The 12,325-nt window shown below is 72.2% G+C and carries 12 protein-coding genes; 9 read left to right on the top strand and 3 right to left on the bottom strand.

Annotated elements, in window-relative coordinates:
- From N869_RS08785 to bla, 7 genes are all read left to right on the top strand, one after another.
- The coding region (locus N869_RS08785) for a carbohydrate ABC transporter permease (RefSeq protein ID WP_035060367.1) at positions 1-534 on the top strand (534 nt) is incomplete at its 5' end.
- Positions 531-1,256 (top strand): hypothetical protein, encoded by a 726-nt coding sequence (locus tag N869_RS08780; protein ID WP_052105278.1) that lies wholly within the window; start codon positions 531-533, stop codon positions 1,254-1,256. The genes N869_RS08785 and N869_RS08780, both read left to right, overlap by 4 nt.
- A gap of 12 nt (positions 1,257-1,268) precedes the next feature.
- On the top strand, positions 1,269-2,288 hold the full coding sequence (locus tag N869_RS08775) for a LacI family DNA-binding transcriptional regulator (protein ID WP_035060355.1): 1,020 nt from the start codon (positions 1,269-1,271) through the stop codon (positions 2,286-2,288).
- Positions 2,289-2,334: 46 nt separating this feature from the next.
- On the top strand, positions 2,335-3,327 hold the full coding sequence (locus N869_RS16530) for a glycoside hydrolase N-terminal domain-containing protein (protein WP_052105277.1): 993 nt from the start codon (positions 2,335-2,337) through the stop codon (positions 3,325-3,327).
- The gene (locus N869_RS08770) at positions 3,315-4,571 is read left to right on the top strand and encodes a glycosyl hydrolase family 95 catalytic domain-containing protein (RefSeq protein ID WP_156968453.1); all 1,257 of its coding nucleotides are present in this window, start codon (positions 3,315-3,317) and stop codon (positions 4,569-4,571) included. The genes N869_RS16530 and N869_RS08770 overlap by 13 nt, the downstream gene beginning before the upstream one ends.
- Positions 4,572-4,676: 105 nt before the next feature.
- Positions 4,677-6,938 carry an alpha-galactosidase gene (locus tag N869_RS08765; protein ID WP_052105275.1) on the top strand — a complete coding sequence of 754 codons (2,262 nt, stop codon included), beginning with the start codon at positions 4,677-4,679 and terminating at the stop codon, positions 6,936-6,938.
- A complete protein-coding gene (gene bla / locus N869_RS08760) occupies positions 6,935-7,867 on the top strand; it encodes a class A beta-lactamase (RefSeq protein ID WP_035060352.1) in 933 nt (310 codons plus the stop codon). Before N869_RS08765 ends, bla begins: the two co-directional genes overlap by 4 nt.
- 80 nt (positions 7,868-7,947) lie before the next feature.
- Here bla and N869_RS08755 read toward each other — a convergent pair whose 3' ends face one another.
- Both N869_RS08755 and N869_RS08750 read right to left on the bottom strand, forming a co-directional pair.
- A complete protein-coding gene (locus N869_RS08755; protein ID WP_035060349.1) occupies positions 7,948-8,835 on the bottom strand; it encodes an oxidoreductase in 888 nt (295 codons plus the stop codon).
- A gap of 195 nt (positions 8,836-9,030) precedes the next feature.
- Positions 9,031-9,588: a CueP family metal-binding protein gene (locus N869_RS08750; protein WP_035060346.1), complete on the bottom strand. Its 558-nt coding sequence runs from the start codon at positions 9,586-9,588 to the stop codon at positions 9,031-9,033.
- 280 nt (positions 9,589-9,868) lie between these two features.
- On the opposite strand from N869_RS08750, the gene N869_RS08745 reads away from it, so the two are divergent.
- Positions 9,869-10,927 (top strand): lytic polysaccharide monooxygenase, encoded by a 1,059-nt coding sequence (locus N869_RS08745; protein WP_052105274.1) that lies wholly within the window; start codon positions 9,869-9,871, stop codon positions 10,925-10,927.
- A gap of 108 nt (positions 10,928-11,035) precedes the next feature.
- Here the strand turns inward: N869_RS08745 and N869_RS08740 are convergent, their stop codons facing one another.
- Positions 11,036-11,950, bottom strand: coding sequence for a DNA-3-methyladenine glycosylase family protein (locus N869_RS08740; RefSeq protein WP_035060343.1), 915 nt, complete (start codon positions 11,948-11,950; stop codon positions 11,036-11,038).
- Between the two features lie 146 nt (positions 11,951-12,096).
- Here N869_RS08740 and N869_RS08735 point away from each other — a divergent pair.
- The coding region (locus N869_RS08735; protein WP_035060339.1) for a hypothetical protein at positions 12,097-12,325 on the top strand (229 nt) is incomplete at its 3' end.

Here is a 12,325-nt window from a genome sequence, read left to right as displayed (position 1 = left end):
TTCACGATGTTCTTCAACGGGGGCCTGATCCCGAACTACATCCTCATCTCGTCCCTCGGGATGACCAACACGATGTGGGCCCTGGTGCTGCCCGGCGCCATCTCGGTGTTCAACCTGCTCGTGATGAAGTCGTTCTTCGAGAACCTGCCTGTCGAGCTCGAGGAGGCGGCCCAGATCGACGGACTGGGCTGGTTCGGGATCTTCGCCCGGATCGTGCTCCCGCTGTCCAAGGCGGTCATCGCCACGATGATCCTGTTCTACTCGGTGGCGATCTGGAACGACTGGTTCCCGGCGTTCCTCTACCTCGACAAGCAGGAGCTGTTCCCGGTGACGCTCTTCCTGCGCAACCTCGTCGCTGGCGCCTCCAGCTCGGCATCCGAAGGGGCCGCGGCGGCCGGGAGCACCACGGCAGCGATCAACGCCAACATCCAGTCGGTGACGATGATCCTGACGATCATCCCGATCCTCTGCGTGTACCCGTTCGTCCAGCGGTACTTCGTCTCCGGCGTCATGCTCGGATCGGTCAAGGGGTGACCGACCCGACTGACCCGGTCGGGACCGGGCCGCTGTCGCAGATCGCCCAGGCGGTCTACCACCACATGGCGCTCGGCGTGTGGCTCGTCCTCGGGTGCGCACCCACGCTCGTGATGCTGACGCTCCTGGCGCCCTCTCCCCTGGCTGTCCCGTTCTTCGTGCTCGCGCAGCTTCCCGTGGCGCCGGTGCTGTCGGCCGGCCTGCACGCGGTCCGGGCGTGGCGGGGTGAGCCGGAGGAGGGTCCGTTCGCGCTCCTCTGGCGGGGGCTGCGGGCCAACACCTGGGACGTCCTGCGGTGGTGGATCCCGACGGTCCTCGTCGCCACCGTCCTCGCGGTGAACGTGTGGGCGAGCGGCACCGTCCCGGGTGCCGAGCTGCTCCGTCCGGTGGCAGCAGCGGCAGCCGCGCTCCTGGTCCTGTGGGCGGGACACATGCTCGTCATCACGACCTTCTTCTCCTTCAGGACGAGGGACGCGGCGCGGGTCGGTGCGGCGATGCTCGTGGTGCAGTGGCGCGTGACCCTCGTGTACATCTCCCTGCTCGTCGTCGCCCTCGGGATCACGGCCTTCGGCTCCGACGTGATCCTCGCGCTGTCCGCCTGGGCGCTCGTCTCCGTCCTCGAGGCGGTGTCCCGACCGGTGGTGGTCGACGTCACCGCGAGGTTCACCCGGCCCTGTGACGGTCGGCGCACCGCGACGACCACACGCCCACCTGCTCGGTGAAATCATTCAATCGTGAGCACCCTCCCGAGCCGACCGACGTTGCTGGACCTCGCGCGGGCCGCCTCGGTGTCCCGGGCGACCGCCGCACGGGTCATGGCGGGTGAGTCCACGGTCCGCGCCGATCTCGCGCAGCGCGTGCACGCTGCCGCCGAGCAGCTGGGCTACCGCACCAACCAGGCGGCCCGGGCCCTGCGTCGTGGCCGGGCCGGTGCGGTGGCGCTCGTAGCGGCACCGGGCAACGACATGGACGGGCTCCTCGGCCCGTTCGTCGGCACTCCGCTGCAGGCCGCGTCGAAGTCCCTGCTCAGAGCCGGCCTCCTGCCGGTGCTGCTGTTCGACGACGGTTCCCAGATCGAGCCTCTGGTCCGGCACCTCTCGTCGGCGCACGTGGACGCGGCGATCGTGATCCTTCAGGGCGAGACCGAGCTGATCTTCCGGCACCTGGAGGAGGTGCCGATCCCTCTGGTGTTCATCGGGAACCCCACCGGGGAGCTCGACGACGGTCGGGTCTACGTCGCCTGCGACGCCTACGGCGGCTCACGGCAGGCGACGAGGGCGATGCTGACCGCCGGTCGCCGCCGGATCGCGCACATCGCCGGTCCGTCCTACTACCTGCCTGCCACCCGGCGGGCAGAGGGTTTCCGGGACGAGCTCGCCGAGTGGGGCCTCGCACCCGGTCCCACGGTCCGCGGGAACTTCGACCTGCCCTCGGGCGCGGCCGCGATGGCGCAGATCCTGCGACGTTCGCCCGACCTGGACGGGGTGTTCGCGGCATCGGACCTCATGGCGGTGGGAGCGCTGCGGGTCCTCGAGGCCGCGGGCAGGCGTGTGCCGGACGACGTCTCGGTCGTCGGCTTCGACGACACGGTCGTCGCTGCGACCGCGAGCCCACCGCTGACGACCGTACGGCAACCCTTCGCCGAGATGGGTGTACAGGCGGCCTCTCTGGTGATCGAGATGCTCGAGGGCGACACCACCGCCGGCGCGCCGGTCATGCTGCCCACCACCCTGACGCTCCGCGAGTCCGTGTAGTGCCCGACCGGGACGGCCGACCCGCCCGCCCGGGCAACGGTGCGGCATGACCTCACCCATATTCGAGACCCGCTCGACCCCGACCTCGTGGGAGGACGGTCTGGTCGTCGGTAGCGGCCGGGTCGGTGTGGTCGTGCACGAGGAGCGAGGTCGGCACGTCCTGTCGATCGCGCACGAGCGGTTCTTCGTCCCGTTGCACCCGCGTCCCGCAGCACCTGATCTACGCCCCGTGCTCGCCGACATCCGCCGGGCGGTCACGGCCGGCCACCCACGGCGTGCAGGAGAGCTGCTGACCGGTCGCACCCGGGCGTGCGGCTACCCGGACGGGCTCGTGTGGACCGACCCGCTCGGCATCTGCGCGAGCCTGGTGGTGACACCCAGGCGTGGCACCGGGACCTTGCGGCGCGAGATCGACCTCACCCACGGCGAGGTGACCGTGCACTGGCAGGACGACGACGGAGGGCACTGCAGCCTGCGGGTGATCACGCCCCGCGACCAGGAGTCCGTGTGCGTGGCGGTCGAGTCCGAGCACGAGCTCACCCTCCCCCTCGAGATGTCTCTCGGTGGTTCCCGGGACACCGTGCTGGACACCGGTGGCGGGGACGGCTCCGCCGCGGTCCAGGTGACCGTCGTCGGTGGACGGTGCGGTCGTCTCACCGCCACGACCAACCAGGTGACAGCCGTCGTCACCGCACGAGTGCCCGCGCCCTGGCACCCCGACGGCGCGTCCCTGACCTCCCGGCTGGTCGTACCAGCCGGAGGACGCAGCACGTTCCGAATCGACGTACAGACGGTGGCAGGCGTCGACGCCGCAGCACCCGGGCCGGAGCACCCGGACACGGTCTCCTGGGCCGACGTGCGGGCCCGGCAGGCCAGCACGCACGGTCGCCTCGTGGAGACCTCCGTGCTTGACCTGGACGGGGGCGACGTCGAGGGGACGACGGAGCACCTGTGGGCGGCCGCGCGGCGCGGCGACCCGCCTGGTCGGCCGACTACACGAGGAACGGGAACGTGCAGAACGGAGCCGTGGCCGGACTGATCCCGACCGGCACCCCCGAGCTCGCCCGGTCCCTGCTGACCCTGGCGCTGGAGCACCTGGACGACTACCGCGACAACGCGCGCCTCGTGTACGGCGCCGAGGGGATGCTCCTGCCGGCGCGGATGTCGACGCACGGCCGGGCCAACCACGTCAGCGCCGACTACCCGCACGTGTTCTGGACCGGTTGCGGAGGGTGGGTCCTGCGTCTGGCGGCCGACCTGGTGTCGACCACCGGGGATCGCACGGTCGTCGACGACGCCCTGTGGTCGCTCGTCGAAGGTGTCCTGCGGTTCGCCGAGACGGCGACCGTGCTCGTGGACGGTCGCCGTCACCTGGTGCCCGGCTACTCCCCCGAGAACACCCCTGCCGGCGCCGCCGGTCCCCTCACGGTCGACACGACCATGGAGGTCGCGATCCTGCGCGACGCGGCCCGGGCGGCCCGACTGCTCGGGGCGGCGCGGGGTGACCGCTCCCTCGACGATCGCTGGGCGACACTGGTCGCGACGCTCCCGGAGTACCGGGTGGCCGACGACGGCACTCTGGCGGAGTGGATCTCGGGAGCCTGGGCCGAGAACGTCGCCCACCGCCACGCCTCGCAGCTGTACCCCCTCTGGTACGAGGCTGATCCCGCCTTCGAGGGCCTGGCCGGTGTGCGGCTGCGGGCGGCGGCGCAGGCGACCGTGCACTCCAAGATCGCCTGGCGCAGGGGCGACCCGTCCCCGCCGCCGGGCCGGATGGAGATGGCGTTCGGACTGGTCCAGCTCGGCCTGGCCGCGGCCGCGCTGGGTGACGCCGACGCGGCGCTGACCTGCGTGACATGGCTCGCCGTCGACCACTGGCGGCCGACGCTCACCACCACCCACGACGCCGGGGTGATCTTCAACGTCGATGCGAGCGGCGGGCTCCCAGCGCTGGTCGCGGCGATGCTGCTCGGTTCGACGTCGGACTCCCTGACGGTTCTCCCTGCTCTTCCCCATGCGTGGCCCTCCGGCTGCGTGACGGGTCTGCGGGCCCGCGGCGGGCTCGTCATGGACCGCCTCGCCTGGGACGCGCACGGATGTAGCCTGACGGTCCGGCGGCTCCCGGAGGCCGCGTGGCTCGCTCCGCAGGGCGGTGTGCAGCTCCGCGCCGGCCGGCCGTTCGTCGCCTCAGGCCAGGCCGTCCGGGACGATCGTCTCCTGGTGCCGGTGCACGCCTCGACCGTGCGGCTCGACTGGACCGGGCCGACCGCCGACCGCACCTAGCCCCGTGACACGGCGACGACCTCATGCCAGACTCGCCCGAGCGATCGATCTCTCACGCATGCTGCCGGCACCCCGCCGGCCCGCCCACTCCTCGAGGAAGAGGACATGGACCCGACACGGGTGATCCACCTCGTCACCACCGACGTCTCTGTGCTGATGGTCCAGCGTGGCGCGCTGCTCCCCACGATCGCCCACTGGGGTCGGCGCCTGACCTCAGAGCTCGGTGACCTCCGAGCGTTCGCCGAGGCGGGCGTCCGCTCCGGCATCGACGGCGTCTCGGACCTGCCGTACGAGCCGAGCCTGCTGCCGGAGCACACGCACGGCTGGGGCGGGCGGCCGGGGCTGTCGGTGCACCGAGGTGGCGTGGGCTGGTCGCCACGGCTGGCCCTGGAGTCGATCGACGTCGACGGACGCACCGTGCACCCGGGTACGCCCGTGCAGTCCGGGCCCGGGACGGTCAGTGCGCTGGCGCGTGACGACCACGTCGGGATCACGGTCGTCTGCACGGTCGAGCTCACCGTCGACGGCCTGCTGCGCACCGGGGCGACGATCCGCAGCGACCGGTCCGACGCTGAGCCGCTGGACGTCTCGGGCGTGAGCCTCGCACTCGCCGTCCCGCCACGCGCGCACGAGGTGCTGGACTTCGCCGGCCGTTGGGCCACCGAGAAGATGCCGCAGCGGCACCGCGTGGTGGTCGGCACGCACACCCGCGAGTCGCGTCGCGGCCGGACCGGGCTCGACGCGACGGGGACCCTGGCGGTCGGCGTCCCGGGCTTCGACGCCGGGGCCGGTGACGTCTGGCTGTGCCACGTCGGGATCGGGGGGAACCACGAGCACGCCCTGGAGCGGACCGACGGTCATCTCGCGTTCCGTGGGGGTGAGCTGCTGTTCCCCGGCGAGGTCCGGCTGACCGCCGGGGAGGAGTACCGCACTCCCTGGGTCTACGGCAGCTGGGGCGATGGCCTGGACGCAGCCGCGCACCGGTACCACGGCTTCCTGCGTCGCCGCTCGCGCGCGGCCCGGCGTCCACGTCCGGTCACCTGCAACGTGTGGGAGGCGGTGCACTTCGAGCACGACCTGCCGACCCTGACAGCGCTGGCCTCGCAGGCCGCGGCGCTCGGGGTGGAGCGCTTCGTGCTGGACGACGGGTGGTTCCGCGGACGCCGGGACGACCGGGCAGGTCTGGGCGACTGGACCCCCGACCCGGTCGTGTGGCCCGAGGGCCTGACCCCGCTCGCGCGGCACGTCGCGGCCGAAGGGATGGAGCTCGGGCTGTGGGTGGAGCCGGAGATGATCAACGAGGACTCCGACCTGGCCCGTGCGCACCCGGACTGGGTCCTCCGGGCACGCCCGGAGGCGTTGCCGGCGCGCCAGCGCCACCAGCAGCTGCTCGACCTGACCAACCCCGACGCCTTCGCGCACATCCTGGCCGCCCTGGACACCCTGGTCACCGACCTGGACCTGGCCTACCTGAAGTGGGACCACAATCGGGACCTGGTGGATGCGGGGCACCCGGGCAGCGGCGGCGCAGCCGTCGCCGAGCAGACACGTGCGGTCTACGCGCTGATGGACGAGCTGCGGTCCCGCCACCCCGACCTGGAGATCGAGAGCTGTGCCTCCGGAGGTGGGCGGGTGGACCTCGGCATCCTCGAGCGCACGGACCGCGTCCACACCTCAGACAACCACGACCCGCTCGACCGGGTCCGGATGCTGCGCTGGACGGGGCTGCTCGTGCCGCCGGAGATGCTGGGCTCGCACGTGGCGTCGGCCACGTCCGAGGCGACCGGACGGACCTACGACCTGCACACCCGGTGCGCGGCTGCCTTCCTCGGGCACTTCGGCGTCGAGTGGGACCTGCGGGTGCTCGACGAGGCGGACCGTTCCGAGCTGACCCGCTGGATCGCCGCCTACCGGGACCTGCGCGGGTTGATCGCCACCGGCAGGGTGGTCGGAGCCGGTGACTTCGACCCCGACGCCCCGTCCGTGCGCGGGGTGGTCGCCGAGGACGGGAGCGAGGGCGTGTTCACCGTCGTCACCCCGGCGCTGTCCGCCGACTCCCGCAGGCAGGTGAGGCTCCCCGGACTGGCCACCGACCAGAGCTTCCGCCTCGAGGTGGCTCAACCACCCTCGCTCGCGCCCCCGTGGCTGGTCCCGGCGTGGCTCCGTCAGGTCCCACCGCTGGGCGGCTCGACCCCGGGAAGCCTCGCGTTCTGCGGAGACCTGCTCACCGTCGTCGGTCTCGACGTGCCGACGTTCCACCGCGAGCGGGTGCTCGTCATCCGCGCCCTCAGCACGTCGAGCACCCTGCGCGCCCCGAGGAGGCAGGAGCCCGGCACGGCTTCAGACACCGCCCGTACCGCCTCATGACAGGACTCCTCGGACGTGGGACGGGGCTCGTGCTCCTGCTGGGCCTCGTGCTCGCCCTCCCCGGGTGCAGGTCTGCTGCACCCGAGCCCGAGACGGTGCCCGAGGCCTCACTGACCGAGACGCCGGAGACCCTCACCGAACAGCCTGATGTGTCCGCTGAGCTGCAGCGGTTGGAGGAGGAGTTCGACGCCCGGGTGGGTGTCAGCGCCGTCGACACCGGTACGGGCACGACGGTGGAGCATCGCGCGCAGGAGCGGTTCGGGTTCGCCTCGACCCTCAAGCTCTTCGCTGCGGCCGAGCTCCTGCGCCAGGTGCCGGTCGACCAGCGTGACGCCCGCGTCACCTGGACCCAGGAGGACGTGCGCGCGGCCGGCTACTCCCCGACGGCCGGCCAGCACGTGGCCGACGGGCTCACGCTCGCCGAGCTCGCCGAGGCCGCGGTACGTGAAAGCGACAACACCGCGATGAACCTCGTGCTCCGCGCCCTCGGGGGGCCTGAGGGCATGGAGCGCGCCCTTGCCGACCTGGGCGACTCGACGACCAGGGTCGTCGACGTGGAGCCCGGCATCAACGACGCCGACCTGGCGAGCGGGGCGAACACCACGACCCCGCGCGCCTTCACGGCGAACCTCCGGGCACTGCTCGAGCCGCAGAACCTCCGCGAGGAGGATCTCGCGCTGCTCCTGGACTGGATGACCGGGAACGCCACCGGCGACGCGCTGGTGCGTGCCGGTGCACCCGCCGGGTGGGTCGTCACCGACAAGTCCGGAGGGGCCGGCGGCATCAGGAACGACGTCGCGGTCGTCCTCCCACCCGGACGCGACCCGGTGCTGGTCACGATCCTGACCGAGAAGAGGGCCCCGGGAGCCGCGTACGACGACGCGCTGGTGTCCCGCACCGCCGCGACCGTCCTCTCCGCGTTCGAGTGAGCGGGGGCAGGAGCGGATCTCGCCGAGATGACGCCGCGTCGGAGGCCCCGGTGGACACTGTGGGCGCACGGCCCGAGGGCTCACCCCGGGACCACCCCGACCGGGAACGAGGTCCCCGTGAGTCGTTCGGACACGTCCCACAGGCGGCGGGCGAGGTCGCCGTCACGCGCGGCACGGGACCGGCCGACCACCGCGGGTGCGCCGCGCTGCAGGACTCCAGCCGGCCCCACGTAGCTCCCACCCGGGACGTCCCCGATCGCCGCGAAGAGGATGGACATGGCTCCGTGCTCCGCATCCCGGGCGAGTGCGGTGAACAGCCGGTGCCCGAGTGCCTCGCGCCGTCCTGAAGGAGCGCGGAGCAGGTTCGTCGCGGCCAGGCCCGGGTGGGCCGAGGTCGCACGCACCTGAGAGCCGACCTCGGTCAACCGACGGTCCAGCTCGGCGGTGAACAGGAGGTTGGCGAGCTTGGACTGACCGTAGGCTGCCATCGCCCGGTAGGGCCGCCGCTCCCAGTTGAGGTCGGAGAAGTCGATCGACCCGGTCCGGTGGCCGGTCGAGGACACCGTGACGACCCGCTTCCGGAGGCGAGGAAGCAGCAGGTTCGTGAGGGCGAAGTGGCCGAGGTGGTTGGTGCCGAACTGCAGCTCGAAGCCGTCGGCCGTCCGGCCGAGAGGCGGTGCCATGAGCCCGGCGTTGTTGAGCAGCAGGTCGACCGGCTCGTCGATGCCCTCGGCGAACGCCCGCACCGACGCCAGGTCGGCGAGGTCGAGCGTGCGGACGTCGAGGTCACCGGACATCGCCCGTGCCGCCTCCGCCCCCTTGGTGGGGTCGCGCACGGCGAGGACGACGCGCGCCCCGTGAGCGGCGAGCACCCGGGCACATACTCGGCCGAGGCCGCTGTTCGCACCGGTGACGACTGCCGTCCGGCCCGACAGGTCCGGCATGCTGGAGAGCGAGAACGAGGTCATGACTCAATGTAGGCACTGCCGACGATGCTCGACCTCGAGCGACCGACCGGCGGAACTCCCGTGCCGGCACCCGAGCGGTCTGATCACGCTCAAGCGGCGATGACGGCGCCTGGACGTGGTCGACCGGCCTGCTCGGAAGTGACCGCGACCCGCAGGTCCGGCTCCACCTGACGCATGTGGTCGCCGCGGTCGTCGTCAGGTGACCTGGAGCGTGGTGATGCAGGTGGGGTCGCCGTCCTCGGTGGTGAAGGGGACGGCGCCGGCCATCCCCTCGTAGGTGACCTCGATGGTCCCGGCGGTGCCGCTGGGCACCCAGAAGCCGACGAACCCGTTGGGGTGGGTGACGGCCTGCTCCTGGACCAGGACCTCGCCGTCGTCGGAGGTGATCGTCACCTCGACCGGCTGCTCGACCAGCTCGCCCTGGCAGGTGGCCAGCGAGTGGTAGTAGCAGTCGTGGGTGACGTCCACGTACGGCGCGATGGACACGTAGTGCTGGCCCGACGGGAGAGGGACGGCGACCTCGTGCTCCCCTTCGCTGAGGAGCACCTCCGTCTCGCGGACGGAGGCCCCGTACGGGAGGGGCCGGGCCTGGCCGGTCGCCTCGAGGTGCTCGACGATCTGCCGACCGTCCATGCCCGCCAGGCCGTGCTCCTGCAGCAACGGGTCGACCTCCTCGGTCGGCGAGCACCCTGCCAGGACGAGGGCGCCGAGCGCGACGAGGGCCATGACCGGGGTACGAGGTCGGGTACGCATACCAGCAATACTCACCCCTCGCGCCGTGACAAACATCGGGACGATCGTCCTTGCGTCCGATTCGCCCGGTCCCGTCATGACCGGAAATGCAGATCCGTCGCCCCGCTGTGACTTAAACGCTTCATAAGGTAGTTGGTCCCTTGCTGCGGTGCGCATGGTGTCTGTGCGCGCAGCCGCAGCGGTCCACGGACCCACGGGAGACACAGTCGTCGACCGTCGGCGCGCGCGACGTACAGAGGCCAGCAGTTCGGGCCGTAACTCTCGAGCACCTGGAGAACGAATGTCGACTCGTCCGCGTCTGCGCAAACTCGCGTACGCACTTCCCTTCGCCGTGATGGCTCCGCTCCTGGTGGGCACCGTCGCCGCCGGCCCCGCAGCCGCCCACGGCTCGGTCACCGACCCGCCCACCCGCAACTTCGGCTGCCTGGACCGGTGGCGCGACAACCACCTCGCACCGGAGATGCAGCAGGTCGACCCCATGTGCTACGGCGCCTACCAGGCGGACCCGAGCGCCATGTGGAACTGGAACGGCCTCTACCGCGACAACGTCGGTGGGCGTCACGAGCAGGTCATCCCCGACGGGACCCTCTGCTCGGGTGGCAACACCGAGGGCGGGCGCTACGACTACATGGACACCCCCGGGCCCTGGATCGCCAAGGACGTCCCGCACAACTTCACCCTGACGCTCACCGACGACGCGTCCCACGGTGCGGACTACCTGCGCATCTACGTCTCGAAGCCCGGGTTCGACCCCACCACCCAGAGCCTGGGCTGGGGCGACCTGGACCTCGTCACGGAGACCGGCCGCTTCGCCCCGGCCCGCATCCTGCAGACGGACGTGAGCCTGCCGACCAACCGGACCGGTCGCGCGGTGCTCTACACCATCTGGCAGGCCAGCCACATGGACCAGCCGTACTACTTGTGCTCCGACATCAACATCGGTGGCACCGGTGGCGGCACTCCCACGCCGGAGCCCACGGACCCGCCGGCACCCGAGCCCACGGACCCCCCGGCACCCGAGCCCACGGACCCCCCGGCACCGGAGCCCACGCAGCCCCCGGTCTCGGGTGCCTGCTCGGCCACGGTCGAGGTGACCAACTCCTGGGGCGGTGGCTACCAGGGTGAGATCCGCGTCACCGCGGGGTCCAGCGCCATCAGCGGCTGGAGCGTCACCGTGGACGGTGCCGACATCAGCCAGGCATGGAACGGCTCGATCTCGGGCAACACCATCAGCAGCCTGGACTGGAACGGCAACCTCGCCGCCAGCGGCTCGACCACCATCGGGTTCATCGGCAGCGGCTCGCCCGGCAACGTCACCGCCACCTGCACCGCGAGCTGACACCTGCCGTACCGGGTGGTGAACCACCCGGGAGGTGAGAACCGCGGACCGGCCCCGGCCTCCTTCACGGGGCCGGGGCCGGTCCGCGTCGCCCTCCGTCCACCGCCCTCACCGTCTCCGATGGTCCTCGACGGCGAGCCTGGGTGCCCGCCGCGGTTCCCGTGCGGCGCCGGCCAGCATCAGGTGCCGCACGGCACGGTGACGGTGCCCACGGAACGGCTCCAGAAGTGCCAGCATCCCCGCGTCGTCCGTACGGCGTCCTGCCAACGCCCATCCGACCTGGTGCGGCAGGTGGAAGTCACCCACCGTCACCGCATCCGGGTCCCCGAACGCCCGCTGCGCCGTCTCAGCCGCAGTCCACGGCCCGACACCCGGCACCTGCCTCAGGAGCGCCAGCGCCTGCTGGGCCGGGAGCACCACCGCTCGTTCGAGGGACGGCGCCAGGCGCGCCGCCGCGACGACCGTCCGGGCACGTCGCGGGTCCACACCCGCCCGGTGGAAGTCCCAGCTCGGCACCCCGGCCCACGTCCGCGCATCGGGTGCCACGCGCATCCCGTCGGGTGCGGGGCCCGGCGCGCACGAGCCGTGGTGACGCACCAGCCACCGCCACGCATCGGTCGCCGTCCGGGTGATGACGCGCTGCTCGAGGATCATCGGGACCAGAGATTCCAGCACCCGGCCCGACCGCGTCAACCGGACCGTCCACGTACGTCTGAACGCCTCGCGCACGGGCCCCGGACCGGGGGTGAAGCCCGTGGGGTCGTCCCACGCACCCACCAACCCCGGAGCCAGCGCAACCGCCTCAGCGGAGCCCGCGCCCCACGCGGTCACCCGCACCGACGTCGGGTCGAGCTGCTCGACCCGGAGCGTGGCCGGGCCGGACGACGTCACCGTCGTGCGCCACACCACGCCGTCGGGCACGACCTGGTGGGTGGGGTCGTGACGGCCGTGACGCAGGGGGGCCATCGTCCGGCGGACGTCGACGGGGCCCGCGAAGGTGACCGCCACCTGCTCGTCGTGCACATCCCATGGTGACACGCGGACCGGGTCCCGGGCCCGGTCCGGCGGCGTCCCACCTGGCGGCACCCCCATTCCCCCGGAGCGCCGGGGCGGTGATGCTGGGTGAGGCCGGGGCTCACCGACGAGCCCCGCAGACAAGGGGGTCACTCATGAGGTTCCACACGCATCGACCATCCACGTGGCGTCGCGCGCTCGCGACCACCGTCGCCCTGGTGGTGGCGGCCGGGACAGGCGTGGCGCACGCCGACGTCGGCACCGACCGTCCGGCGCCGCCGGCCACGCAGCTTCAGGTCGCCGCCGACCTGACGGGCACCGGTACCTGGCGCACCGTCACCCTCGAGTGCGGCCCCACCGGCGGGGACCACCCCGCAGCCCGAG

Source organism: Cellulomonas bogoriensis 69B4 = DSM 16987, assembly GCF_000767165.1.
Lineage (GTDB): Bacteria > Actinomycetota > Actinomycetes > Actinomycetales > Cellulomonadaceae > Actinotalea > Actinotalea bogoriensis.
The sequence above is the reverse complement of the archived record's forward strand: the minus strand, read 5'-3'. Positions and strand labels throughout refer to the sequence as shown.

Excerpts from the sequence above, each read along its gene's own strand:
- N869_RS16530 (WP_052105277.1), top strand. The coding sequence starts at position 2,335 with ATGACCTCACCCATATTCGAGACCCGCTCGACCCCGACCTCGTGGGAG.
- N869_RS08765 (WP_052105275.1), top strand. The coding sequence starts at position 4,677 with ATGGACCCGACACGGGTGATCCACCTCGTCACCACCGACGTCTCTGTG.
- bla (WP_035060352.1), top strand. The coding sequence starts at position 6,935 with ATGACAGGACTCCTCGGACGTGGGACGGGGCTCGTGCTCCTGCTGGGC.
- N869_RS08755 (WP_035060349.1), bottom strand. The coding sequence starts at position 8,835 with ATGACCTCGTTCTCGCTCTCCAGCATGCCGGACCTGTCGGGCCGGACG.
- N869_RS08750 (WP_035060346.1), bottom strand. The coding sequence starts at position 9,588 with ATGCGTACCCGACCTCGTACCCCGGTCATGGCCCTCGTCGCGCTCGGC.
- N869_RS08745 (WP_052105274.1), top strand. The coding sequence starts at position 9,869 with ATGTCGACTCGTCCGCGTCTGCGCAAACTCGCGTACGCACTTCCCTTC.